General features: G+C 33.2%; 20 protein-coding genes. 19 read left to right on the top strand and 1 reads right to left on the bottom strand.

What is annotated here, in order from left to right; all coding sequences use genetic code 11:
- The first annotated feature begins 49 nt into the window (after positions 1-49).
- From rplQ to P5P90_RS06475, 7 genes are all read left to right on the top strand, one after another.
- Positions 50-544 carry a 50S ribosomal protein L17 gene (gene rplQ / locus P5P90_RS06505; RefSeq protein ID WP_278036355.1) on the top strand — a complete coding sequence of 165 codons (495 nt, stop codon included), beginning with the start codon at positions 50-52 and terminating at the stop codon, positions 542-544.
- A gap of 182 nt (positions 545-726) precedes the next feature.
- Positions 727-1,827, top strand: coding sequence for a glutamine-hydrolyzing carbamoyl-phosphate synthase small subunit (gene carA / locus P5P90_RS06500; RefSeq protein WP_278036354.1), 1,101 nt, complete (start codon positions 727-729; stop codon positions 1,825-1,827).
- A 216-nt stretch (positions 1,828-2,043) separates the two neighbouring features.
- Positions 2,044-3,336 carry a phosphopyruvate hydratase gene (gene eno, locus P5P90_RS06495; protein WP_278036353.1) on the top strand — a complete coding sequence of 431 codons (1,293 nt, stop codon included), beginning with the start codon at positions 2,044-2,046 and terminating at the stop codon, positions 3,334-3,336.
- A gap of 149 nt (positions 3,337-3,485) precedes the next feature.
- On the top strand, positions 3,486-4,763 hold the full coding sequence (locus tag P5P90_RS06490; RefSeq protein ID WP_278036352.1) for a citrate synthase: 1,278 nt from the start codon (positions 3,486-3,488) through the stop codon (positions 4,761-4,763).
- A 75-nt stretch (positions 4,764-4,838) separates the two neighbouring features.
- Positions 4,839-5,753 (top strand): dimethylarginine dimethylaminohydrolase family protein, encoded by a 915-nt coding sequence (locus tag P5P90_RS06485; RefSeq protein ID WP_278036351.1) that lies wholly within the window; start codon positions 4,839-4,841, stop codon positions 5,751-5,753.
- 22 nt (positions 5,754-5,775) lie between these two features.
- Positions 5,776-6,714, top strand: coding sequence for a citrulline utilization hydrolase CtlX (gene ctlX, locus P5P90_RS06480; RefSeq protein WP_278036350.1), 939 nt, complete (start codon positions 5,776-5,778; stop codon positions 6,712-6,714).
- A gap of 50 nt (positions 6,715-6,764) precedes the next feature.
- Positions 6,765-7,130 carry a CoA-binding protein gene (locus tag P5P90_RS06475; protein ID WP_278036349.1) on the top strand — a complete coding sequence of 122 codons (366 nt, stop codon included), beginning with the start codon at positions 6,765-6,767 and terminating at the stop codon, positions 7,128-7,130.
- Positions 7,131-7,174: 44 nt separating this feature from the next.
- Here the strand turns inward: P5P90_RS06475 and P5P90_RS06470 are convergent, their stop codons facing one another.
- A complete protein-coding gene (locus P5P90_RS06470; protein ID WP_278036348.1) occupies positions 7,175-8,680 on the bottom strand; it encodes a sodium:solute symporter in 1,506 nt (501 codons plus the stop codon).
- A gap of 143 nt (positions 8,681-8,823) precedes the next feature.
- Here P5P90_RS06470 and recR point away from each other — a divergent pair, with 143 nt between their 5' ends.
- From recR to P5P90_RS06410, 12 genes are all read left to right on the top strand, one after another.
- On the top strand, positions 8,824-9,444 hold the full coding sequence (gene recR, locus P5P90_RS06465) for a recombination mediator RecR (RefSeq protein WP_278036347.1): 621 nt from the start codon (positions 8,824-8,826) through the stop codon (positions 9,442-9,444).
- A 65-nt stretch (positions 9,445-9,509) separates the two neighbouring features.
- Positions 9,510-10,298 carry a polysaccharide biosynthesis/export family protein gene (locus P5P90_RS06460; RefSeq protein ID WP_278036346.1) on the top strand — a complete coding sequence of 263 codons (789 nt, stop codon included), beginning with the start codon at positions 9,510-9,512 and terminating at the stop codon, positions 10,296-10,298.
- A gap of 16 nt (positions 10,299-10,314) precedes the next feature.
- A complete protein-coding gene (locus P5P90_RS06455) occupies positions 10,315-12,768 on the top strand; it encodes a polysaccharide biosynthesis tyrosine autokinase (RefSeq protein ID WP_278036345.1) in 2,454 nt (817 codons plus the stop codon).
- A 484-nt stretch (positions 12,769-13,252) separates the two neighbouring features.
- A complete protein-coding gene (locus P5P90_RS06450; RefSeq protein WP_278036344.1) occupies positions 13,253-14,236 on the top strand; it encodes an SDR family oxidoreductase in 984 nt (327 codons plus the stop codon).
- A gap of 111 nt (positions 14,237-14,347) precedes the next feature.
- The gene (locus P5P90_RS06445; RefSeq protein WP_278036343.1) at positions 14,348-15,739 is read left to right on the top strand and encodes a UDP-glucose 6-dehydrogenase; all 1,392 of its coding nucleotides are present in this window, start codon (positions 14,348-14,350) and stop codon (positions 15,737-15,739) included.
- A gap of 1,063 nt (positions 15,740-16,802) precedes the next feature.
- Positions 16,803-17,096, top strand: a complete 294-nt coding sequence (locus P5P90_RS06440; protein ID WP_278036487.1) for a GIY-YIG nuclease family protein — start codon at positions 16,803-16,805, stop codon at positions 17,094-17,096.
- Between the two features lie 1,532 nt (positions 17,097-18,628).
- Entirely contained in the window at positions 18,629-19,093 is a 465-nt protein-coding gene (locus P5P90_RS06435) for a UpxY family transcription antiterminator (RefSeq protein WP_278036342.1), read from the top strand.
- 535 nt (positions 19,094-19,628) lie between these two features.
- Positions 19,629-20,012 carry an HU family DNA-binding protein gene (locus tag P5P90_RS06430; protein ID WP_278036341.1) on the top strand — a complete coding sequence of 128 codons (384 nt, stop codon included), beginning with the start codon at positions 19,629-19,631 and terminating at the stop codon, positions 20,010-20,012.
- 853 nt (positions 20,013-20,865) lie between these two features.
- Positions 20,866-22,158: a nucleotide sugar dehydrogenase gene (locus P5P90_RS06425; RefSeq protein WP_278036340.1), complete on the top strand. Its 1,293-nt coding sequence runs from the start codon at positions 20,866-20,868 to the stop codon at positions 22,156-22,158.
- 51 nt (positions 22,159-22,209) lie between these two features.
- Entirely contained in the window at positions 22,210-23,217 is a 1,008-nt protein-coding gene (locus P5P90_RS06420) for a mannose-1-phosphate guanylyltransferase (RefSeq protein WP_278036339.1), read from the top strand.
- Between the two features lie 21 nt (positions 23,218-23,238).
- Positions 23,239-24,372, top strand: a complete 1,134-nt coding sequence (gene wecB / locus P5P90_RS06415) for a non-hydrolyzing UDP-N-acetylglucosamine 2-epimerase (RefSeq protein WP_278036338.1) — start codon at positions 23,239-23,241, stop codon at positions 24,370-24,372.
- Between the two features lie 96 nt (positions 24,373-24,468).
- Complete coding sequence (locus tag P5P90_RS06410; RefSeq protein WP_278036337.1) at positions 24,469-25,998, top strand: lipopolysaccharide biosynthesis protein; 1,530 nt, start codon at positions 24,469-24,471, stop codon at positions 25,996-25,998.

Raw genomic sequence — 25,998 nt, 5'->3', positions numbered from 1 at the left:
TTTGCTCTCCAAAGTGGATTGAGCAAGATGAAGATTAAAAAACAACGTCATGAGACACGGAAAGAAAATCAATCACTTAAGCAGACAGACAGCTCATAGAAAAGCTATGTTAGCTAATATGGCTTGTTCTCTAATTGAGCACAAACGTATCAATACAACTGTTGCTAAAGCTAAAGCACTTAAACAATTTGTTGAGCCGCTTATAACAAAATCTAAAAATGATACGACTCACAATCGTCGTATTGTTTTTGCTAACTTAAGAAGCAAGTATGCTGTTACTGATTTATTCAGAGATGTTGCTGCTAAAGTTGGTGACCGTCCAGGAGGATACACTCGTATCATTAAAGTTGGAAATCGTTTAGGAGATAATGCTGATATGGCAATGATCGAATTAGTAGATTTTAACGAACTTTACAACGGAGGAAAAAAAGAAGTTAAAAAAGCAAAAAGCCGTCGTGGTGGTAAAGCTAAGAAAGCTGAAGAAGCACCAGCTACTGAAGCACCAGCTGCTGAAACTGACACTACTGCTGAAGCTACTGAATAATTATGAATATAATCATTCAATAAAATCAAGGATAAACTATTTTTTTAGTTTATCCTTTTTTTTTGTTTTTTTATTACATAAAATGGAGGAGTGAAAGTGTAGTTAGTGCTCTTTAAAATAATTTTTAAAATTGTTGCTTTCACTGCTTTAATGAATTAAATTTGCACCATATTTATCTACAAATGAAATACACAACAAGAAAAAGCGCCATCCTATTATTAAGTGATGGGACTATATTCCACGGAAAATCTATCGGAATCAGCGGAACCACTTTTGGTGAGGTTTGTTTTAATACGGGAATGACCGGTTATCAAGAAATTTTTACTGATCCGTCTTATTATGGACAAATCATGGTGGCTACAAATCCCCATATTGGAAATTATGGTGTTAATGACGAGGAAGTTGAATCAAACGGAATTAAAATTGCTGGTTTGGTTTGTAAAAATTTTAGTTTCAACTATTCTAGAGAAGGAGCTTCAGGAAGTTTAGAAGATTATTTTATTAAGCATAATTTAATTTGTATTTCTGATGTAGATACTCGTGCTTTAGTAAGTTATATTAGAGAAAATGGAGCTATGAATTCTGTTATTTGTACAGATGGGACTCCTGTTGAAGAATTAAAAGCGGCTTTAGCCAAGGTTCCTGATATGAAAGGTTTGGAATTAGCCTCTAAAGTATCTACAAAAGAACCTTATTTCTTTGGAGATGAAAATGCAACTTATAAAATTTCAGCTTTAGATTTAGGAATCAAAACCAATATCCTTCGCAATTTTGCTAAGAGAGATTGTTATATTAAGGTGTTTCCTTATGATTCTACTTATGCAGATTTAGCATCTTTTAATCCAGATGGTTTCTTTTTGTCTAACGGACCTGGAGATCCAGAACCATTAGATGGAGCAATTCAAGTGGCAAAAGAAATTTTAGCAAACGATAAGCCTTTATTTGGAATATGTTTAGGGCACCAAGTGATTGGTTTAGCAAATGGAATATCTACCTATAAAATGTTTAATGGACACCGCGGAATTAACCATCCAGTAAATAATATTATTACTGGTAAAGGGGAGATTACTTCTCAGAATCATGGTTTTGCTGTAAACAGAGAAGAATTAGAAGCTAATCCTGAAATGGAAATTACGCACTTACATCTTAACGATGGAACTGTGGCTGGTATGAGAATGAAAAACAAGAACTGTTTCTCTGTTCAATACCATCCAGAAGCTAGTCCTGGGCCACATGATTCATCTTATTTGTTTGATCAATTTGTAGAAAACTTAAAGAAATAAGATTTCATTATTATCATAATCTTAGGCTAAACATTTTGTGTTTAGCCTTTTTTTTACTCCATTTATATAGCCTTTTTTTATTTTGTAAATTTTGTTTTAAATTATGTTTAAAAAATGTAATTTATAACGTTTTCGTTGATAAGATTGAAAAAAATAGTACGATGTTTAAAAAACTTAGAATATATTTGTAATCTAAAAATTAAAAACTAAAGTAATATGAGTATTATTATCAAAATTCATGCAAGACAAATTCTTGATTCAAGAGGTAATCCTACGGTAGAAGTGGATGTAATTACAGACAATGGTGTTTTAGGTAGAGCAGCAGTTCCATCTGGTGCATCAACTGGAGAACATGAAGCTGTTGAATTACGTGATGGAGGAAAAGCTTTTTTAGGAAAAGGAGTTTTAAACGCAGTGAACAATGTTAATACTGTAATTGCTGAAGCTCTTGTAGGAACTTCTGTTTTTGAGCAAAATCTTATCGATCAAATGATGATAGATTTAGATGGTACTCCTAACAAATCTAAATTAGGAGCTAATGCTATTTTAGGTGTTTCTTTAGCTGTAGCTAAAGCTGCTGCTAATGAGTTAAGTATGCCTTTATACCGATATGTAGGTGGTGTTTCTGCAAATACTCTTCCAGTTCCAATGATGAATATCATCAACGGAGGTTCTCACTCTGATGCACCTATCGCATTCCAAGAGTTTATGATTTTCCCAGTTAAAGCAACTTCTTTTTCTCATTCTATGCAAATGGGAACAGAGATTTTTCATAACTTGAAAAAAGTGTTACATGATAGAGGTCTTTCTACTGCAGTAGGTGATGAAGGAGGTTTTGCTCCTAACTTAGCTGGTGGTACTGAGGATGCATTGGATACTATCAAATTAGCAGTTGAAAAAGCGGGTTATTCTTTCGGTGACGAAATTATGATTGCATTAGATTGTGCTTCTGCAGAATTCTACATTGATGGTAAATATGACTATTCTAAATTTGAAGGTGAAACTGGAAAAGTAAGAACTTCAGCTGAACAAGCAGAATATTTAGCAGAATTAGTTTCTAAATACCCAATTATCTCTATTGAAGACGGTATGGATGAAAACGACTGGGAAGGTTGGAAATTATTAACTGAAAAAATTGGAGATAAAGTTCAATTAGTAGGTGATGATTTATTTGTTACTAATGTTGAGCGTTTATCTACAGGAATTGAAAAAGGTATCGCTAATTCAATCCTTATTAAAGTTAACCAAATTGGAACTTTGACTGAAACTATCGCAGCTGTAAATATGGCTAAGAATGCAGGTTATACTTCTGTAATGTCTCACCGTTCAGGAGAGACTGAAGATAATACTATTGCTGATTTAGCTGTAGCTTTAAACTGCGGTCAAATTAAAACAGGTTCTGCTTCTCGTTCAGATCGTATGGCTAAATACAATCAATTGATTAGAATTGAAGAAGAATTAGGAGCTACTGCTTATTTCCCTGGAAAAAAAGCGTTCAAAGTAAAATAAGTTTTAAACTTAATTATATGCAAAGCCATTCATTTTATGAATGGCTTTTTTTAAATTTAACAATATCCTTAGTTTTTTCTCTTTTTAATTACCGTTATTATCCTTAGATTTGGTAAATTATTAAGTGTAAAGATTTATTTCAAATTATTATGTCAAAAACAGCAATATTAGAAATTGATGGAAAGAAGTATGAGTTTCCTATTTTTGTAGGGAGCGAAAACGAAGAAGCTATCAATATTAACAAATTAAGAGATTTAACAGGGGCAATCACCATTGATCCAGGTTATAAAAATTCAGGTTCTTGCACTAGTGGAATTACATTCTTAGATGGCGAATTAGGAATTTTACGTTACCGAGGATATGCAATTGAAGAGTTAGCTGATAAAGCTAATTTTTTAGAAGTATCTTATCTTTTAATTTTTGGAGAACTACCTACGGCTGCACAATTAGAACAATTTGAAAATGATATCAGAAAACACTCTTTAGTAAACGAAGAGATGAAAGGAATCATTGATGGCTTTCCAAGAACAGCTCATCCAATGGGGGTTTTAGCTGCTTTAACGAGTGCTTTGACAGCTTTCAACCCAAAATCAGTTAATGTTGATAATGAAAAAGATTTATACCAAGCTGTTTGTAAAACAATGGGTAAATTCTTGGTAATTGCAACATGGACTTACAGAAAAAGTATGGGGTATCCATTGAATTATTATGATAATACAAAAGGATATGTGGAGAACTTTATGCGTTTAATGTTTGAGTTGCCTACTGAGCCTTACAAATTAAGCCCAGTTGTTACTGAGGCACTTGATAAATTATTTATTTTACACGCTGATCACGAACAAAACTGTTCTACTTCTACAGTAAGAATGGTTGGTTCATCTCATGCTGGTTTATTCGCTTCTATTTCTGCTGGTGTTTCTGCTTTGTGGGGACCTTTACATGGAGGAGCTAACCAAGCGGTATTAGAAATGTTAGAAGAAATTCATCAAAATGGTGGTGATACAGAGAAGTATTTAGCGAAAGCTAAAGATAAAAACGATCCTTTTAGATTAATGGGATTCGGACATAGAGTTTACAAAAATTTCGATCCACGTGCTAAGATTATCAAAAAAGCAGCTAATGAAGTTTTAGCAACTTTAGGTGTTGATGATCCTATTTTAGATATCGCAAAAAGATTAGAAGCAGCTGCTTTAGAAGATGAGTATTTCAAAGCAAGAAATCTTTATCCTAACGTAGATTTCTATTCTGGAATTATATATAGAGCTTTAGGTATTCCAACTGATATGTTTACAGTAATGTTTGCAATTGGAAGATTGCCTGGTTGGATTGCGCAATGGAAAGAAATGCGTGAAAATAAAGAGCCAATTGGTAGACCAAGACAAATTTACACTGGTTCTCCGTTGAGAGAATTCAAAAGACCTGAATAATAAAGATGATAAATCAGAGAAGCTTCACCTAACCGTGAAGCTTTTTTTATCTTTGTATGTATATAAATGCAGCAAATGATATCTTTAAAAATAAATAATGAAACTTCTAGATTAAGGGCAGTAGTATTAGGGATAGCTAATAGTAATGGTCCAACACCAACGGTTGAAGAAGCCTATGATCCTAAATCTTTAGAACATATTTTAGCAGGAACCTATCCCATTGAAGAAGATATGGTTGCCGAAATGGATGCTTTTGAAAAAGTACTTTTAAAGTACGATGTGAAGGTCTATAGACCGAGATTGATTGAAAATTACAATCAAATTTTCACAAGAGATATTGGTTTTGTAATAAATGATATATTTATAAAATCAAATATTTTACCGGATAGAGAGGGTGAATTGGACGCAATTCAATATATAATTGACGCTATTGATCCAAGTAAAGTGGTTCGTCCTCCAGAAGAAGTACATATTGAAGGGGGAGATGTGATGCTTTGGAATGATCATATTTTTATTGGAACTTATAAAGGGAGTGATTATAAAGATTATATTACTGCCCGAACGAATATGGTAGGGGTACAGTTCATAAAGGATTTGTTTCCAAATAAAATAGTCAAAGAATTTGATTTGATAAAGTCAAAAATGGAGGCTCGTGATAATGCTTTGCATTTGGATTGTTGTTTTCAGTCAGTTGGAAAAGATAAAGGAATAATCTATAAAAGAGGATTTCGCGAAGAAGCGGATTATAGATACCTTGTTGATTTATTTGGTAAAGAAAATTTATTTCATATAAAAAGACAGGAGATGTATAATATGAATTCTAATGTTTTTTCGATTGATACTAATGTTGTTGTTTCGGAAAGAAAGTTTAAAAGATTAAATCAATGGTTGCGATCTCATGGTTTTGTGGTAGAAGAGATTCCGTATTCGGAAATCGCTAAGCAGGAAGGATTGTTGCGTTGCTCCACTTTGCCATTAATTAGAGATTAATTCCTTAAAATAAAAATATAAAATGAAACAAGTTGCCAATTCGATTTTAATGATCCGTCCTGTAGCATTCCGAATGAATGAGCAAACCATAGTGAATAATCATTTTCAAAAGGAGTTAAGAGAAATGCTTCCTTCTGCACTAAATGCTAAAGCCCAACAGGAATTTGATGCATTTGTTGAGAAACTTCGAGCTGTTGGTGTAAATGTTGTGGTTGTTGATGATCTTTTGGAAACGGATACACCGGACAGTATTTTTCCAAATAATTGGGTGTCCTTTCATGAAAACGGTGATGTGGTTTTGTATCCAATGTTTGCAGAAAATCGAAGAGCCGAACGTCGTGAGGATGTTTTAGATATTCTAGAGCAGAAAGGTTTTGTAATCGAAAATATTGTTGATTTTACTTCGGCAGAAGAAGAAAATATGTTTCTGGAAGGAACAGGAAGTATGATTTTGGACAGAGCTAATGCCAAAGCGTATTGTGCATTGTCGCCAAGAGCTAATGAAGAGCTTTTTATAGAATTTTGTGAAGATTTTGATTGTGCTCCGGTAATATTTGAAGCTTATCACACTGTTGATGGTAAGAAGGAATTAGTATATCACACCAATGTGATGATGAGTATTGGTGAACACTTTGCTGTTATTTGTGCAGATATGATTGATGATAAAAAAGAACGTAAAATGGTTTTGGATAATCTTCGTGCAGATGGTAAGGAAATTATTTTAATTAATGAGAAACAAGTGAATGAGTTTGCGGGGAATTTATTAGAAGTTTCAAGTGCCGATGATAAAAGATTTATCGTGATGAGTAATGCGGCTTTAGAGTCTTTAAATGCAAATCAAAAAAAGCAATTAGAGAAATACGGAACAATTTTAAATGCAGATTTACATACTATTGAAACTTGTGGAGGAGGAAGTGCTCGTTGTATGATGGCAGAGATTTTTTTGAATACTAACTTGTAATAGGAACTCGAATTCAAATGGTAATGGTACTATTTGATTATAAATAAAAGATGAAAAATAAAAAAACATTGGTTCTTGGAGCCTCCATAAAACCCCAACGTTATTCAAATATGGCTATAAAGTCATTAGTTCAAAAGGGACATTCGGTAATCGCTATAGGTCATGATGTTGGAGAAGTTGCTGGGGTTAAAATTCATAAAAAAGCAATTCCTTTAAAAAATATCGATACCGTTAGTTTGTATTTAAATCCAATAAATCAGCGAGAATATTACAATTATATTATTGAATCACAACCCAGAAGGGTGGTTTTTAATCCTGGAACTGAGAATCCTGAATTTTATCAATTATTGAAATTAAATGATATACAATTTGAAGTTGCGTGTACTTTAGTTTTATTGTCTACGAATCAGTTTTAGAGATAATTACAAAAGTCATTTTCTGAAGAAATAACTTTTTTAGTTTAATAATTTACAGATCTAGTCGTGTTTTTGGAAATTAATACTAATCCTAGTAGGGTGAGTAAACCGTTTACGATGATGAGTTCGTTGTCGAAAGTATAACCAAATAAATTCGTAGAGTTTTCGCTTATAAAGTAACTCATTACGGGTGAGGTTAGGCATACAAAGGGTACAAACTTATCTTTAACAGTTTTTGATTTCCAAAATAACCCAAAGCAATACAATCCTAAAAGTGGTCCGTAGGTATATGAAGCAACTCTGAAAATCATGCCTACAACTGAGCTATCATTGATAGTGTTAAAAATAAGAATAGTGATAAACATTAAAAACGAAAAGCCTAGATGAATTAAGTGTCGGGTTTTTATAAGCACTTCATTATTTGAACTTTTCTTTTTTTTCATATCTAAAAAATCAACGCAAAACGAAGTGGTTAATGCTGTTAAAGCAGAATCTGTTGTGGCAAAAGTGGCTGCCGTAATACCCAATAAGGACACTAGGGAAGGAATGAAGCTTAGGTGATGAAAGGCAATTTCGGGAAATAATAAATCGGTTCTTGGTTTACCGGTGATTAAATCTTTTGGAATTTCAATGCCATTTTTGTTGGCATAGATATAAAGTAAAGCACCAACACTTAAAAAGAATAGATTGATAATTACGAAAATTCCAGTGAAAGTAAACATGTTTTTTTGGGCTTCACCAATGGTAGCACAACTCAGGTTTTTTTGCATCAAATCTTGGTCAAGTCCTACCATAGCAATGGTTACAAAAATTCCACCGAGAATTTGTTTGATAAAATGAAATCTAGAATTTAGGAAATCATTAAAAAAGAAAATTTGAGAATATTGACTCTTTTTTATCGTTTCGAATGCTTCAATAAAACTTAGATTTAAGCTTTGGCAAATAAAATAAATAGTCAAGACTACTGCGCTTACTAAAAAGAAAGTTTGTAAAGTATCGGTTATGATTATTGTTTTTAGTCCTCCACGATACGTATAAGAGAATATTAAAGCTAAAGTAATAAGTACTGTAACGGTAAAAGGTATTTGATAAAAATCGAATACAAAGCGTTGTAGAACAATAACAACCAAATACAATCTGAACGATGAGCCAATGGTTCTACTAATTAAGAAAATAGTTGCCGCTGTTTTGTAGGAGTAGTAGCCTAATCGATTTTCGATGTAAGTGTAAATTGATGTCAAATTCATCCGATAATACAGTGGAAGTAGAACTTTTGCCACTAAGATAAAGCCTATTGCATTGCCTATGACAAATTGAAAATATTTGAATTGTTCTCCATTAGGTGATCCTACTTCACCTGGAACAGAAATGAAGGTGACTCCAGATAAAGCAGTTCCAATCATTCCAAAAGCAACCAAATACCATTTAGCATTTTTATTAGCCGAAAAGAACGCTTCATTTCCGTTATTGTTTTTACTTGTGAAATAGGCAATTGCAAATAAAATTGCAAAGTAAATAACCATAAGAGAAAGAATTGCAGCCGGAGTCATTTTGATAATTTTAGTATTGCCAAAATACGATTTTTAAGGCAACAATTTATAGGCTAGTCATTTGAATTGAAACAGAATATAATTTTCGAAGGCTGGTTGGATTTATTCATTATTTCAATAAACAAATTGTTACATTTGCAACTATGGAATTTTCTTCAAAATTATTAGAAAAAGCAGTAAATGAGATTTCGCAATTGCCTGGAATTGGTAAGAGAACAGCCTTGCGATTGGTTTTGCATTTGTTAAAACAGCCCAAAGAACAAACTTCATTTTTAACACAAGCGCTAGTGGCTATGCGTGAAGAAATTAAGTTTTGTGAAAGTTGTCATAATATTTCGGATACTGCTATTTGTGAAATTTGTAGCAATCCAAATAGGAACCATCAAATAGTATGTGTGGTTGAAGATATTCGTGATGTGATGGCTATTGAAAATACGGCTCAATTTAAAGGCGTGTATCATGTTCTGGGAGGGAAAATTTCACCTATTGACGGAGTTGGGCCTAGTCAGTTAAAAATTGCAACATTAGTCGAAAAAGTGAAAACTGGAAAATTAACTGAAGTTATATTTGCGTTGAGTTCTACTATGGAAGGCGATACTACTAATTTTTATATTTATAAGCAAATAGCCGATTCTGGTATTTTGATTTCAACAATTGCCAGAGGAATTGCCGTAGGGGACGAATTGGAATATGCAGATGAAGTAACGCTTGGCAGAAGTATTTTGCAACGTTTGCCATTTGAAAAGGCAATTAAAAATAATTAATTGGTTAATGAACAATGCTTTTATTATCAAAATGAAAAGCTATATTTGTTATCTAAAATAGAAAAATGGGTAAATATCTATTGGGTTTATTGCTAAGTTGTAGTGTGTTGTTTACTTCTTGTATTTCAACACGTGACTTGGTTTATTTGCAAAATAAAAATGAAACTGCTACTGAAACTTCTATATCGGCAGTTCAAGCTAAACCTTATCGCTTACAAATCAATGATGTTTTAAGTATCAATATTAAGGCAAATGATGCCAAATTAGTAGAAATGTTTAATACAACTACTGAAGGAGGTGCTGCTAAGTCAGAATCGGCCTTGTATTTTAGTGGTTTTACAGTAGACGATCATGGTAATATCCGAATTCCTGTTTTAGGAGAATTGAATGTTATTGGGTACACCCTTGATGAAGTAAGACAACGTATTGAAAAACAATTATTGGCAGAATATTTTAAAAAAGAGGCCAATATTTTTGTACTCGTTAAATTGGCAGGTTTTCGGTATACTATTCTTGGCGAAGTTGGAAGTTCAGGAACAAAAACTTTGTTTCAAGAGCATGTTAACGTTTTGGAAGCAATTGCTAATTCAGGTGACATTACTCTTTTGGGAAATAGAAAAGCGGTTACTATAATTAGAAAAACACCTACAGGTAATGAAATGCATGATATTGACTTGACAGACAGAAATGTTGTCAATTCACCTTATTATTATTTGCAACCTAACGATTATATTTACGTAAAACCTCTGAAACAAAAAACTTGGGGAACAGGAAAAACGGGTATAGAATCACTAGGAACTATATTTTCATTGTTATCGCTGGGTACAACGGTTTTATTATTATTGAAGCGATAAAAATACATTTCGAAAAATGTTAGATATAAAAGACTTTTCCATATTTGAAAATCATGTAAGTTTTGATTTTAAAGGCTTGTTGTTTAAAATTCTAAGCTATTGGAAATGGTTTTTATTGAGCTTAACCATTGCCTTAACTATTGCCTATCAAGTAAATATTCGTAAGGAAAAAATTTATGAGATGGAGACCCTTATTTCGGTTAAGGAAGAAAGAAATCCATTGTTTACTTCAAATACCAGTTTGACTTTTAATTGGGGTGGCGTATCTGATCAAATGCAAACTATTTCTACCACTTTACAATCGCGTTCGCATAACGAATTAGTGGTTGATAAATTGCAGTTTTACATAGACTATTTGCAACAAGAAAAGTACAATATGGTTGATGCCTATGGAGCTGTGCCTTTTCAAGTAAGTATTGATAAAAATAAAGGACAGTTGGCAGGGAATTTAATCAGTATTACTTTTTTAACAGAAAACGAATATCAAATCAAAATACCCTTTACAACGAATTCCGTTTCATTAATTAAATATGCGGATAATTCCTATGGTTCAACAAATGTTGTAATTGGGGATTTTATTAGGAAATATAAAGTTGGTGAAGAGGTTTCTTTGCCTTTTTTACATTGGAAATTGTACATAAGCGAAAATCCAGGATTTTACAAAGGCAAAGAATATTTTGTTCGTTTTAATGATTTTAATGGAACTGTTTCCCGATACAAAGGAGTTGGAGTACGATTGGATGAAAAAGGAGCTTCACTTCTTACACTACGTTTGCAAGGTACTAATAAAGCAAGGTTAGTTGAGTATCTTAATGCCACAGTAAATATGCTTATCAAAAGGCAGTTAGATAGTAAGAATCAATTTGCTACCAATACGATTAATTTTATTGATAGTACCCTAGTAGCAATGGAATCACAATTGAAAACCGCTGGAGATGAATTAAAGTCTTTTAAAAAAGGAAAAGATGTTGTTAATTTAGAAGACGGAGGTGCTAAATTTTCGGAAAAAATCTCGCAATATGATGTTGAAAAAGATGCCATAGCTAGAAAGATTTCGTATTACAATTCATTAAAAGCCTATTTAAAAAACAGTGTAGATTATTCAAAGTTACCTGCTCCATCGGTGGCCGGAATAGATGATCCTAATGTTGTGGCTAATGTTTCAAAGTTGATAGCACTTTCTACAGAACGTTCTGAAATGGCTTATGCAGTAAAAAGCGATAAAATTTTCAGGGAGTTTGATAGTCAGATGGAAGCTATTAAAAATGTTTTGTTGGAAAATATAGCTTCGGCAAAATCGTCTTTGCAATTTGATTTAGGGTTGGTAAATAGTAAAATTAATCAAGCCGAGGGAAGTATCAGGCAATTGCCTGATGACCAACAAGAGTTGATTAAAATAAAGAGGAAGTATGATTTAAGCGATAATATTTACAGTACATTTCTCCAAAAAAGAAGCGAAGCAGATATTGTTAAAGCCGCTAATTTATCTGATATTCATTTTATTGACCCTGCAAAAGATGTGGGTGGCGGTTTGATTGGGCCTAAGACATCTGTTAATTATGTTTTGGCGGTTTTTGTAGGTATTACAATTCCATTAGTATTTATATTTATTCTCTTTTTGATTAATAATTCTATTCAAAAAGCTGAGGATGTGACGGGGCGAACTAAAATACCTTTGTTAGGTGTAGTAGGTGTTTATAAGGAAAAAGGCGAGTTAGCTGTTTTTGAAAAACCGAAATCAGCGATGTCTGAATCTTTCCGAGCGATACGTTCTTCATTGCAGTTTTTGTACAAAAAACAAAAGGTTGAAGGCGGTAAAACCTTAATGATTACTTCTTCAATAAGTGGAGAGGGCAAAACGTTTTGTTCAATAAATATTGCTACTGTTTTTGCTTTAAGCGAAAAGAAAACAGTAATTGTGGGTCTAGATTTGCGAAAGCCAAAATTATTTGAAGAATTTAATCTTCGTAATGATGTGGGTGTTGTGAATTATTTGATAAAACAAAAAAGTTTGAAAGAAATTGTAAATCATACCCAGATACCTTTCCTTGATGTAATTCTTTCAGGACCAGTTCCGCCCAATCCTTCCGAATTAATTATGGGGGAATCTATGATTGATTTTATAGCCGAATTGAAAAAAGAGTACGATTATATTATTTTGGATACACCACCGGTAGGTTTGGTTTCCGATTCTTTAGAATTAGGTCAATATGCAGATGTAACATTGTACATTATTAGACAAAATATTACCAAAAAAGAAATGATTCCGTTGTTGAATAATAGAGTCAAACGAGGAGAGATGCATAACGTAAGTATTATTTTGAATGGTTTTGAAAATAAAGCTAAATATGGCTCGTCTTATGGATACGGATATGGCTATGGTTATGGAGAATATTCTAATGGATATCATGAAGAGGAGAAGCCAAGAGGGATTTTGGATAAAATAATGAAGAAGATTAGAAAAGCGTAGGGGAATAGAATTTTGTGGAAAGGAATTTTCTTTTTTGCTTGATCAAAAAAGAAACAAAAAAATCAAGTCTTACGCTTCCTCGTCGGTCAAATTAGTTTTCGAATGCTAAAAGAAAAGAACTCGTCCCGAAGTGTCGGGACTCAAACAGCTTTTCTTTTTACGCATTCTTCAAACATTTGACACTCGACTGCGAAAGCTAAGGACAACTAAAAAAACATAATTTGATTGACAAAGTATCAACGTTATTTTATATTAGTTTTTTTTAAAAGAATAAAAATTAGACATCGAACTGACGATTGGAGGCGTTCGTGTAATCGTTGTGTCGTCACTTCGAGTGTTTTGGCTTGAAAGAGTTGGACTAAAAAAGGTTCTTGAATAAGCCAAAATGTATCGAGAAGTTTTGTTGTCAGAATGGTTCTCGACTCGAACGGATGTTTTTGATGCCTTTTAAACAAGGTCTTAGTTGTGAATTTTAAATATAAAGATGAGAGAAATAACAAATTATACCATTTTAATTACGGGAGGAGCAGGTTTCATTGGTTCTAATCTTTGTGAATATTTTTTATCCAGAGGGAATCGAGTAATCTGTTTAGATAATTTTGCTACAGGTCACCGACATAATTTAAAAGATTGTTTCTCTAATTCTAATTTTACTTTGATTGAAGGAGATATTAGAAATTATGAAGATTGTCAAAAAGCTCTTCAAGGAGTTGATTATGTGTTGCATCAAGCAGCCTTAGGTTCAGTGCCTCGTTCGATTAAAGATCCAATTACTACTAATGACGTCAATGTTTCTGGTTTTTTAAATATGCTCCAAGCAGCAACAGAAGCCCAAGTAAAGCGATTTGTATATGCAGCTAGTTCTTCAACTTATGGAGATTCAGTTGGCTTGCCAAAGGTAGAAGAGGTGATAGGAAAACCGCTTTCACCCTATGCAATTACAAAATATGTGAACGAATTGTACGCGGAAATTTTTAGTAAAACCTACGGAATAGAAACCATTGGATTGCGTTATTTTAATGTTTTTGGTCAAAAACAAGATCCAAATGGGGCTTATGCAGCGGTAATTCCAAAATTTGTTATGCAATTAATGAAACATGAAAGCATAACTATAAATGGTGATGGAAATTACTCACGTGATTTTACCTATATTGATAATGTTATTCAAATGAATGAATTAGCAATGGCTACTGATAATATAACTGCTGTGAATACCGTTTACAATACCGCCTTTGGAGATAGAAATACATTAAATGATTTGGTGGCTTATTTAAAATACTATTTAAAGGTTTATGATCCAGCAATTGCTAATGTTACTGTGATACATGGTCCTAATCGATTAGGAGATATTCCACATTCTTTAGCTAGTATTGATAAAGCAAAAGAATTATTAGGTTATAATCCAAAATACTCTTTACAAGAAGGATTAAAAATAGCAGTTGATTGGTACTGGAATAATTTGAAATAAAGAAAGAAGTTAGAAATTAGAAGTTAGAAATTAGAAGTTAGAAGGTAGAAGTTATTTATTTAGATTATAGTTTTACCAATAACCCAAAACACATAACATATTACAAAATAAATGAAAATTACAAAAATTTGTTGCATTGGTGCAGGCTATGTAGGTGGACCTACCATGGCAATTATTGCTCAGAAATGCCCACATATTCAAGTGACTGTAGTGGATTTGAATATCGAAAGAATTGCAGCCTGGAATGATGCGGATGTGAATAATATTCCAATTTACGAACCCGGACTTTCGGAAATTGTAAAAGAGGCCAGAGGTCGTAATTTGTTTTTTTCTACCGAGGTGGATAAAGCTATCGATGAAGCAGAGATGATTTTTATTTCGGTAAATACACCTACCAAAACCTATGGTAAAGGAAAAGGCATGGCGGCCGATTTAAAATACATTGAATTATGTGCCCGACAGATTGCCAAGGTAGCTAAGTCGGATAAAATTGTAGTTGAAAAATCGACTTTGCCGGTGCGAACTGCCGAGGCGATAAAAAGTATTTTAGATAATACTGGAAATGGAGTGAAGTTTCAAATACTTTCTAATCCTGAATTTTTAGCAGAAGGTACAGCTGTTCAGGATTTGTTGTTTCCTGATCGAATATTAATTGGGGGAGATACTAATGAAGAGGGGCAAAAAGCCATTCAGGCCTTGGTAGATGTGTATTCGAATTGGGTGGGCGTAGAGAAGATTTTAACAACCAATGTTTGGTCGTCTGAATTGTCAAAATTGACTGCTAATGCTTTTTTGGCGCAACGAATTTCTTCTATAAATGCCCTATCAGAACTGTGCGAAAAAACAGGTGCCGATGTGAACGAAGTGGCGAGAGCCATAGGAATGGATAGCCGAATTGGGCCTAAATTTTTAAAAGCTTCAGTAGGTTTTGGTGGTTCATGTTTTCAAAAAGATATTTTGAATTTGGTGTATATCGCTAAATCGTATGGTTTAAATGAAGTAGCTGATTATTGGGAACAAGTTATTATAATGAATGACCATCAAAAAAGACGATTTTCTGATAAAATTGTAAAAACACTTTATAATACTGTTTCTGGTAAAAAGATTACTTTTTTAGGCTGGGCTTTCAAAAAAGATACTAATGATACCAGAGAATCGGCAGCGATTTATGTAGCTGATGATTTGATTAGCGAAAATGCAGCAATTGCTGTTTACGACCCTAAGGTTTCAAGAAAAAAAGTCTTGGCTGACTTGGATTATTTACAAACAAGATCTGCTGATGAAAATTCAGAAAGTATTTTGTCTTATGAAAATCCTTATGAAGCCTGTAAAAATGCGCATGCTATTGCAATTCTTACAGAATGGGATGAATTTGTGAACTATGATTGGCAAAAAATTTATGATGACATGCAAAAACCAGCTTTTGTTTTTGATGGCAGAAATATTTTAAATCGAAATGAATTAGAACGTATAGGTTTTGTATATCAGGCGATTGGGTCGTGAATTGGTCTTGATGAATCGGATGTGATTGGTTCTCGATACAAATTTTCAGAAAAAGCTGTTCGCGTTTTCTGAAAATTCACTTGAACTGACGTTGAGTTGTGATGTTATTTTATATTGGATTCGTGTAAAAAAAATGATTCGAATTAACGGTGACTTTTCGTCACTTCGAGTGTTTTGGCTTGATGGATTTGAATTAAGGTAGGGTTGTGATTAAACCAAAATGTATTGAGAAGTCGTTAGTGCTTAAAATGGTTCTCGATACTATTTTTAAAGCGGAGTGTTCTTTAATAAAACATGATTTTTTTGCTTTAAAAATCACTCGAACTGACGGCTGGTGAATTTTCAGTTGTATTTTGGTTTTTAACTCGAACTGACGGGGGAGATAGATGTTGGATTGTTTCGTCACTTCGAGTGTTTTGGCTTGACTTATTTGAATTAAGGTAGGGTTGTGATTAAACCAAAATGTATTGAGAAGTCGTTAGTGCTTAAAATGGTTCTCGATACTATTTTTAAAGCGGAGTGTTCTTTAATAAAACATGATTTTTTTGCTTTAAAAATCACTCGAACTGACGGGGGAGATAGATGTTGGATTGTTTCGTCACTTCGAGTGTTTTGGCTTGACTTATTTGAATTAAGGTAGGGTTGTGATTAAGCCAAAATGTATTGAGAAGTCGTTAGTGCTTAAAATGGTTCTCGATACTATTTTTAAAGCGGAGTGTTCTTTAATAAAACATGATTTTTTTGCTTTAAAAATCACTCGAACTGACGGCTGGTGAATTTTCAGTTGTATTTTGGTTTTTAACTCGAACTGACGGGGGAGATAGATGTTGGATTGTTTCGTCACTTCGAGTGTTTTGGCTTGACTTATTTGAATTAAGGTAGGGTTGTGATTAAGCCAAAATGTATCGAGAAGTCTTTAGTGCTTAAAATGGTTCTCGATACTTCAAATCAATTTTCTGTCGCAAATTGATATTCAACTCGAACTGACGGCGGGAAAACTTTCAGTTGTATGTTGGTTTAAAGCTTGAATAATAGAGTTAGTTCAATTTTAAAAATGGGGTATATGAAATTGTCTTATGTGTATATTTTAAAATGTTCAGATGGGACATATTATACAGGAGTAACGAGTAATTTGTCAGATAGGATTATTAAACATAATTCTGGGTTCTATCCAGAATGTTACACTTTTTCAAGAAGACCTCTTGAATTGGTTTTCTATTGTGAATTTACAAATATTAATTTAGCAATAGAAAAAGAAAAACAGATTAAAAAATGGTCAAAAGCTAAGAAAGAAGCCTTGATTAATGATGACTTTGAATCCCTTGTGAATTTAGCAAAGAAGAAGTTTGATGTTTAAATCGTCACTTCGAGTGTTTTGGCTTGACTTATTTGAATTAAGGTAGGGTTGTGATTAAACCAAAATGTATTGAGAAGTCGTTAGTGCTTAAAATGGTTCTCGATACTATTTTTAAAGCGGAGTGTTCTTTAATAAAACATGATTTTTTTGCTTTAAAAATCACTCGAACTGACGGCTGGTGAATTTTCAGTTGTATTTTGGTTTTTAACTCGAACTGACGGGGGAGATAGATGTTGGATTGTTTCGTCACTTCGAGTGTTTTGGCTTGACTTATTTGAATTAAGGTAGGGTTGTGATTAAACCAAAATGTATCGAGAAGTCTTTAGTGCTTAAAATGGTTCTCGATACTATTTTTAAAGCGGAGTGTTCTTTAATAAAACATGATTTTTTTGCTTTAAAAATCACTCGAACTGACGGCTGGTGAATTTTCAGTTGTATTTTGGTTTTTAACTCGAACTGACGGGGGAGATAGATGTTGGATTGTTTCGTCACTTCGAGTGTTTTGGCTTGACTTATTTGAATTAAGGTAGGGTTGTGATTAAGCCAAAATGTATTGAGAAGTCGTTAGTGCTTAAAATGGTTCTCGATACTATTTTTAAAGCGGAGTGTTCTTTAATAAAACATGATTTTTTTGCTTTAAAAATCACTCGAACTGACGGCTGGTGAATTTTCAGTTGTATTTTGGTTTTTAACTCGAACTGACGGGGGAGATAGATGTTGGATTGTTTCGTCACTTCGAGTGTTTTGGCTTGACTTATTTGAATTAAGGTAGGGTTGTGATTAAACCAAAATGTATTGAGAAGTCGTTAGTGCTTAAAATGGTTCTCGATACTATTTTTAAAGCGGAGTGTTCTTTAATAAAACATGATTTTTTTGCTTTAAAAATCACTCGAACTGACGGCTGGTGAATTTTCAGTTGTATTTTGGTTTTTAACTCGAACTGACGGGGGAGATAGATGTTGGATTGTTTCGTCACTACGAGTGTTTTGGCTTGACTTATTTGAATTAAGGTAGGGTTGTGATTAAACCAAAATATATTGAGAAGTCGTTAGTGCTTAAAATGGTTCTCGATACTATTTTTAAAGCGGAGTGTTCTTTAATAAAACATGATTTTTTTGCTTTAAAAATCACTCGAACTGACGGCTGGTGAATTTTCAGTTGTATTTTGGTTTTTAACTCGAACTGACGGGGGAGATAGATGTTGGATTGTTTCGTCACTTCGAGTGTTTTGGCTTGACTTATTTGAATTAAGGTAGGGTTGTGATTAAGCCAAAATGTATCGAGAAGTCTTTAGTGCTTAAAATGGTTCTCGATACTTCAAATCAATTTTCTGTCGCAAATTGATATTCAACTCGAACTGACGGTGGGAAAACTTTCAGTTGTATGTTGAATTTCAACTAAATTGATGCAGGGAGATTTCAAGGTTTACATAGAGAAATAAAATATAAGCAAGATTCAATTTTGTTTAAAACTGATTAGTTGAAAAAAAAAATTTAATAATAGAACCTCTGTGTTATTTAAAGCCTAATGAAATGAATTGGTATGTAGTGTATACAAAACCGAAGTGGGAAAAGAAAGTAGCTGAGCAATTAACTCAAAGGGGGATAGAATGTTATTGCCCCTTGATGGTTCAGATTCGTCAATGGTCGGATAGGAAGAAAAAAGTAGAAGTTCCCTTGTTTAATTCCTATGTTTTTGTTCGTTTGGAAGAAGAAGATAGAAATCTTGTTTTTCAGTCATCAGGTGTTGTGCGATATCTATTTTGGTTAGGAAAAGCTGCTATTGTGCGTGATCAAGAAATTAATACAATAAAAAAATGGCTTTCGACTCCCAATCAATATGAAATTTCAGTTGCTCCACTTCAGGTAGGAGATAAAATAGTTTTGGAATCAGGTCCTTTTAAGTCTCAGGAAGCCATCGTTCAGGAGGTAAATAAAACTAATTATGTGCTTGTTTTGGAGTCGTTAGGATGTGTTTTAAAGATGAAACTAAAATAAGTGAATATCTAATGCGCTAGTTATCATCTTTAGCGGAATACCAATATTTCTTGAAGATCTACTACAGCGTTCCGTATTATTTATTCCCTTTTTAATAAATAATTCTACTTGACAGTTTTCCTCTTAAGCGGGATTATGGCTGTGTGAGAGTCAATACAAATGTAATACTATTGCTTAATATCTTCAATACAATATAAAATTTAGGTGGGCGTTTATAGTGAAAATGTCCAATATTTTATAATTTTTTTAAAATTCAACTTGATTTTTCAGCTGGAGCTGGTGGAAATTGGTAAACGAGAAAAATAATTATAAACATTATTTTTTGTGATAAAATACTATTTAAAAAAATAAATAACTGTAAATGAATACGTTATACTTGTTTTTAATTTATTTATTGTATATAAAAGTTTTTTTTTTGTCAATAACTTACTTATTTATTATCAGAAGACTTATGTATCTTTGAAAGTGTCAGTTAGGTGCTTTTAATAGGTATACTAAGACAAAATTTTTTTAATTAATTTAATACCATGTTACAATGGCGATTAAGTATCAGGTTCTTCCAAGAAAGAACCCTCAGGACATCAATGCACCTGAAAAATTTTATGCCGCTGCATTAGCAGACGGAACTGTTGATTTTGACAGACTAGCAGAACTGATTTCGTACCAATGTACTGTTACGGCTTCTGATTGTTATGCTGTTCTACTCTCCCTGGAGTACAATATTATTGGCGAATTGTCACAGGGGCGAATTGTTAACTTGGGCCGACTTGGGAACTTTCAGGTAGGAATTAGCTCAGAAGGCAAAGAAACAGAAACGGAAGTTTCTTCTACTGCCATTAAAAAGAGCCGAATTCTTTTCCGTCCTGGGAAAAAACTACGATCAATGTTAAATGATCTGACATTTAGAAAAGCGGGCTAGAACCCTTTAATCAGAGCAGCTGATTATTGTAAGACCTCGAGTATTCCAGTGCTCGGGGTCTTTTTTTTGCCAATTGTATTTTTTGCAATGTTTTTTGTCAGGATAATATAAAAATTTCGTCCTGATGATTTTTTTGCTTCGTCCTGATGGAAGCAATACCTCGTCCGTACCAATTGGAAATAGTATGAATTATATCGATGGATATTTTGTTTTTGTCCTATAAAGAGTCCTACGATCGAACAGGAGGCTCTACGTTTGAACTGAGAAAGCCAAGATGTAAGTGACTAAAATCAGTATCCCATTGTTAGTATTAATAAAGCTTGAGATTGATAGGCTGTTTTGAATTCTTAAAGGATTGGCAATTTTTCCAATAAAAAAAGCCCAAAAAAAGCGGGCTAGAACACCATTTTCTTTGAGCAAAAGAATTATTGTAAGACCTCGAGTACTTCCAGATACTCTCCGAATTATTCTGTAAAGATACACTAGTCAAAGCATGTAGCCAAATTTATTATAAGTACACTCTGAATTATTCTTGGACAGCTAGTTTTTGTTGGTTTTTTTTAAAATATGAAGTGTTTTACTTTAAATTATAAGTATTTTTTTGTCACTAAATTTGGTGATATTTTTGTAATTTTTTAGAAACGCTTAGTGTTTATAGGTTTGGTAATTAGGTTTTTAACTTTCTTGGTGGGTGCTGTCCACTAAATGTGGGAATTAATTGATTAGATATCTGACTTATTGTCGTTATATTTGCTAATATAAAAAATACGGTTTTCAGTCCATTTTATGTGGGTTGGAACCGCGAAGCGTTGGGCTAAACTTAAGTTAGCTGTAGAAATTAATAGTTTAATTCATGAATTTAAATTCAAAAATAGGAGTTATCGGTCTTGGTTATGTGGGTTTGCCATTGGCTCGACTATTCGCTGAAAAATATGCAGTTGTTGGTTTTGATATCAACCAAAATAGAATTGAAGAATTGAGTTCAGGAATAGACAGTACGCTTGAGGTCAGTGCGTCACTATTACAATCGGTTTTAGTTTCTAAAGATGAAATTAAAAATAAAAAGGGATTATACTGCAGCAATCAATTAGAAGACATAGCTGGTTGTAACTACTATATTGTGACTGTTCCTACACCCGTAGATAAGAATAATCGTCCTGATTTAACCCCTTTGTATAAGGCTAGTGAGACTGTTGCAAAGGTTTTGAAAAAAGGAGATATTGTTATTTATGAATCGACCGTTTATCCAGGAGTAACTGAGGAGGAATGTGTGCCAGTTTTAGAACGCATTTCGGGCTTACAATTTAATGTTGACTTTTTTGCGGGTTATTCCCCTGAAAGAATTAATCCTGGAGATAAACTGCATACCGTTGATAAAATTTTAAAAGTAACTTCAGGCTCTACACCAGGAATAGGTCAAAAAGTAGATGATCTTTATCAATCGGTTATTACCGCTGGAACCCATCTGGCACCTTCCATCAAAGTGGCCGAAGCGGCAAAAGTCATTGAAAATTCACAAAGAGATATCAATATTGCTTTCGTAAATGAATTAGCTAAAATTTTTAGTTTAATGAATATTGATACGCAAGCGGTATTAGAAGCAGCCGGAACAAAATGGAATTTTCTTCCTTTTAAACCGGGTTTAGTAGGAGGGCATTGTATAGGGGTTGATCCCTATTATTTGGCACAAAAAGCACAGGAATTAGGATACCATCCAGAAATTATTTTAGCAGGCAGACGATTGAATGACAGTATGGGGGAATATGTCGCTGCTCAAGTGGTCAAATTGATGATTAAAAAAGGAATTTCCGTTAATGGTGCCTCATTGTTAATGTTAGGAATTACGTTTAAAGAGAATTGTCCAGATGTGCGAAATACTAAAATAATTGACGTAATAAAGGCTTTGAAAGAGTATGGCATAAGTGTTACAGTATATGATCCGCTCGCAAATCCTGAAGAAGTGATGAAAGAATATGGATTGATTAGCCAAACACAATTGACTAACGAGATTAAATATGATGCAATAGTTTTAGGAGTAGCACACGCAGAATTTCTAAGAATGAATTTATCAAATCACCAATATGATAATAGTATTATTTATGATGTAAAAGGTGTTTTGGGTACAGCAGTTGACGGTAGACTTTGATTATTGTTAACATTCTAACCCACAACCCACAACCCATAACCCATAACTGAGATGAATAAAAAACAAAACATTATACATGTTATCCTAACTGGAGGTATAGGAAGTCGTTTGTGGCCTTTGTCACGTAAAAGTCGTCCCAAACAATATTTAGAAATTTTTGATGGTAAATCTTTATTTGAGTTAACCGTTGAAAGAAACAGAGAAATTGCAGATAAAGTAATTGTTGTAGGGAATGTCGATAATTGCCAATTAAGTAAGGTCATTTTAGACAAGATGAATATTCCTTATTTGGATATTGTGGAGTCTACACCGCGCAATACGGCTGCTGCGATTGCATTTGCTGCTTTTGCCGCAGACCCAGAAGACATTCTTATCGTAACACCTATGGATCATATCATAGAAAAGAAAGAGCTGTATGATCTGGCCGTTACTGAAGCTATTGAGAAAGCAGCTAACGGCTATATAGTTACTTTTGGAATACATCCTACCAAACCGGAAACCGGTTATGGTTATATTGAATACAAAGGGGAAAATGTGGTTTCTTTTAGAGAAAAACCCAATTTAGAAACGGCAAAGAGTTTTATTGCTAAGAAAAATTTTTTATGGAACAGTGGGATGTTCTGTTTTAAGGCAGGAGTTTTGTTAGAAGAATTGAAGCATTTTAAACCTAAGGTATATAAAAAAGCTAAAATAGCCTGGGAACATAATGATCATGGGAAATTAGACTTAGAGTTGTCATTGGATATTCCTTCGATTAGTGTAGATTATGCGGTAATGGAACGAAGTAAAAAAATAAAGGTGGTGCCTTCCCAATTCTTATGGTCTGATTTAGGTTCTTTTGAATCGGTGTATGATTATTTATTGTCAAAAGGACATCGGGTGGATGAAAATGGCAATATGGTGATAGGGGTGCAAAATTATACGGCATTTATAGGGATGAAAAATACGATTTTGGTAGCTACTGAAAATGCCAATCTGGTACTGCAAAAGGAATACTCGCAGGATGTGAAGGATTTGTATAACGAACTGGAAGAAACTAACCCTGAGTTGTTAGGGTAATGATCAAAAGTACTTTATAGGATGAAGAAAAAGAATTTGATAGTATTTGGAACAAGGCCGGAAGCTATAAAAATGGCTCCACTAGTAAAAGAATTTAAAAAAAGTTCTGAATTTGAAACTAAAGTTTGTGTGACAGCTCAACATAGAGAGATGTTGGATCAGGTATTAGAGTTTTTTGAAATTACACCCGATTATGATTTGGATTTAATGAAGCCTAATCAGAATCTTTATACGCTGACAGCCGATATTATCACTGAAATGAAAACAGTTTTGGATGATTTTCAGCCGGATTATGTCTATGTGCATGGAGATACAACCACTACTATGGCGGCCGGAATTGCTGCATTTTATTCAGGGGCTAAAGTTTGTCATGTGGAAGCAGGTTTGCGTACCCACAACAAACGTTCCCCTTTTCCTGAAGAAATAAACCGACAGGTAACCGGTCGTATAGCTGATTATCATTTTGCTCCAACAGTAACTTCGGAAGACAATCTTATAACTGAGGGTGTGAAAAATGAAAATATACTGATTACAGGGAATACAGTTATTGACGCGCTTTTTGAAAGCTCTGATAAAGTGATGAACATCGATAATGAGGAAATCAATAAACTGAAAACGATAATAGATTCTGGAAAAAAGTTAATCTTGGTTACCGGTCACCGCAGGGAAAATCATGGTCAGGGATTCATCAATATTTGTGAAGCATTGAGGGAGGTAGCAGAGACAAATTCTGATGTGCAGATTATTTATCCTGTGCATTTTAATCCAAATGTTCAGAAGCCTGTTTATGAGATATTATCCGGAATTAATAACATTTGTTTAATAGAGCCTTTGGCTTATCCTGCCTTTGTTTGGTTGATGAATCAGTCCTATCTGATCATAACTGATTCGGGAGGAGTCCAGGAAGAAGCTCCGAGTTTGGGCAAGCCCGTATTGGTGATGCGTGATACAACTGAACGTCCTGAAGCAGTTGAAGCAGGTACTGTTATTTTGGTGGGAACCGATAAAAATAAAATCGTTTCGGAGGCAAATGATTTGTTGTCTAATGAAACGAGATATAAAACGATGAGCGGATTACATAATCCTTATGGGGATGGAAAAGCTTGTAAGAGAATAGTGGAATACATTACAAATTTAGAAGCAATAAATATATAAAGTTATGCAGATAAAAGTAGAAATGATTGGTTTAGAATATCTTGTATTCTTATCTGGAATTAATTGTAAATAATTGAATTGTTAATTTAAGTTTGTATGTCTGCTAATAAAACTATAGCAAAAAATACAGCATTCCTTTATATAAGGATGCTTGTGACTATGGCGGTAACTCTTTATACATCTAGAGTGATTTTAAATACATTAGGGGTTGAAGATTATGGTACCTATAGTATTGTTGGAGGTATAGTTACTATGTTTAGTTTTTTTAACAGTGCTATGACTTCAGCCACAAATCGTTTTTTAGCTTTTGATATAGGGAAGAATGATTTAGTGCAATTGAAAAAGACCTTTAATGCGACATTAAATATTCATATAGTGATTGCTCTGCTAATTTTTTTATTGGCTGAAACTGTAGGGTTGTGGTTTGTTAATTATCGATTGAATTTACCACTTCATAGGATGAATGCAGTCAATTGGGTATATCAATTTTCTGTTTTCACTTTCCTGTTGGGGATAATTCAAGTACCTTATGATGCTTTAATCGTGGCGAGGGAGAAAATGAGCATTTATGCTTATATGAGTATAGCTGAGGTTGTTTTAAAGCTATTAGTAGTTTACCTACTTGTAGTTTTTGATTATGATAAATTAATATTTTATGCAGTATTGTTATTTTTATTATCTTTTATCACAAGGTCAGTTCATAAAATTTATTGCAAAGTAAATTTTGAGGAAAGTAAATATCAATTTTACTATGAAAAAGAATTGTATAAAAAATTATTGTCTTTTTCGGGATGGAGTCTTTTTGGAAATTTAGCTGCAGTTGCCAGAGGACAGGGATCAAATATTTTATTAAATATTTTTTTTGGGACAGTTGTCAATGCTGCATATGGTATAAGTATGCAGGTGCAATCGGCGGTACAGGTTTTTGTGACTAATTTTCAAATGGCAGTTAATCCTCAAATTATAAAACACTATTCTGCAGGTAACAAAGAACAATCATTAAAACTTATTTTTCAAAGTTCAAAATTTTCTTATTTTTTAATGTTTTTAATAGTGTCTCCAATTATTTATAACATTGATTTTGTATTAGGGCTTTGGCTTAAAACACCTCCAAATTACACATCATCTTTTGTTGTTATGTGTTTAGTGGGTGTTTTAATTGATTGTATTTCTGGCCCATTGATGATTGGAGCTCAAGCTACAGGAAATATAAAGTGGTATCAAATGGTTCTAGGTAGTTTTATATTTCTATGTTTACCTATTTCCTATCTTCTCTTAAGAATCTATTATGATCCCAAAATAATTTTTTATGTTATTATAGGTGTAAATGCGATTTCATTGATAGGACGAGTATTGTTTTTGAAGTATTTATTAGATTTAAATATTTACGAATTTATACATAAAGTAATGAAGAAGATTTTTGTGATTACTTTAATAACATTTACGGCAAGTCAATTTATTACTGTTTATACACTAAATCCATATGTCGACTTTTGTTTGAAGTCTTTGGGGTTAACAGTCCTTAATTTGGTCTCAATATTTGCTGTTGGGTTGAGTGATAATGAAAGAAATTTTGTTTTATCATTTGCTAAAGCAAGAGTGAAAAAACTATCGGTTAAAATGTAA

This window comes from Flavobacterium nitratireducens, from assembly GCF_029625335.1.
Classification (GTDB): domain Bacteria; phylum Bacteroidota; class Bacteroidia; order Flavobacteriales; family Flavobacteriaceae; genus Flavobacterium; species Flavobacterium nitratireducens.
Note: the sequence above shows the minus strand (reverse complement) of the source record. Positions and strands in the feature narration are given on the sequence as shown.

Coding starts and splice junctions, on each gene's coding strand:
- rplQ (WP_278036355.1), top strand. CDS start 50: ATGAGACACGGAAAGAAAATCAATCACTTAAGCAGACAGACAGCTCAT.
- carA (WP_278036354.1), top strand. CDS start 727: ATGAAATACACAACAAGAAAAAGCGCCATCCTATTATTAAGTGATGGG.
- eno (WP_278036353.1), top strand. CDS start 2,044: ATGAGTATTATTATCAAAATTCATGCAAGACAAATTCTTGATTCAAGA.
- P5P90_RS06490 (WP_278036352.1), top strand. CDS start 3,486: ATGTCAAAAACAGCAATATTAGAAATTGATGGAAAGAAGTATGAGTTT.
- P5P90_RS06485 (WP_278036351.1), top strand. CDS start 4,839: ATGATATCTTTAAAAATAAATAATGAAACTTCTAGATTAAGGGCAGTA.
- ctlX (WP_278036350.1), top strand. CDS start 5,776: ATGAAACAAGTTGCCAATTCGATTTTAATGATCCGTCCTGTAGCATTC.
- P5P90_RS06475 (WP_278036349.1), top strand. CDS start 6,765: ATGAAAAATAAAAAAACATTGGTTCTTGGAGCCTCCATAAAACCCCAA.
- P5P90_RS06470 (WP_278036348.1), bottom strand. CDS start 8,680: ATGACTCCGGCTGCAATTCTTTCTCTTATGGTTATTTACTTTGCAATT.
- recR (WP_278036347.1), top strand. CDS start 8,824: ATGGAATTTTCTTCAAAATTATTAGAAAAAGCAGTAAATGAGATTTCG.
- P5P90_RS06460 (WP_278036346.1), top strand. CDS start 9,510: ATGGGTAAATATCTATTGGGTTTATTGCTAAGTTGTAGTGTGTTGTTT.
- P5P90_RS06455 (WP_278036345.1), top strand. CDS start 10,315: ATGTTAGATATAAAAGACTTTTCCATATTTGAAAATCATGTAAGTTTT.
- P5P90_RS06450 (WP_278036344.1), top strand. CDS start 13,253: ATGAGAGAAATAACAAATTATACCATTTTAATTACGGGAGGAGCAGGT.
- P5P90_RS06445 (WP_278036343.1), top strand. CDS start 14,348: ATGAAAATTACAAAAATTTGTTGCATTGGTGCAGGCTATGTAGGTGGA.
- P5P90_RS06440 (WP_278036487.1), top strand. CDS start 16,803: ATGAAATTGTCTTATGTGTATATTTTAAAATGTTCAGATGGGACATAT.
- P5P90_RS06435 (WP_278036342.1), top strand. CDS start 18,629: ATGAATTGGTATGTAGTGTATACAAAACCGAAGTGGGAAAAGAAAGTA.
- P5P90_RS06430 (WP_278036341.1), top strand. CDS start 19,629: ATGGCGATTAAGTATCAGGTTCTTCCAAGAAAGAACCCTCAGGACATC.
- P5P90_RS06425 (WP_278036340.1), top strand. CDS start 20,866: ATGAATTTAAATTCAAAAATAGGAGTTATCGGTCTTGGTTATGTGGGT.
- P5P90_RS06420 (WP_278036339.1), top strand. CDS start 22,210: ATGAATAAAAAACAAAACATTATACATGTTATCCTAACTGGAGGTATA.
- wecB (WP_278036338.1), top strand. CDS start 23,239: ATGAAGAAAAAGAATTTGATAGTATTTGGAACAAGGCCGGAAGCTATA.
- P5P90_RS06410 (WP_278036337.1), top strand. CDS start 24,469: ATGTCTGCTAATAAAACTATAGCAAAAAATACAGCATTCCTTTATATA.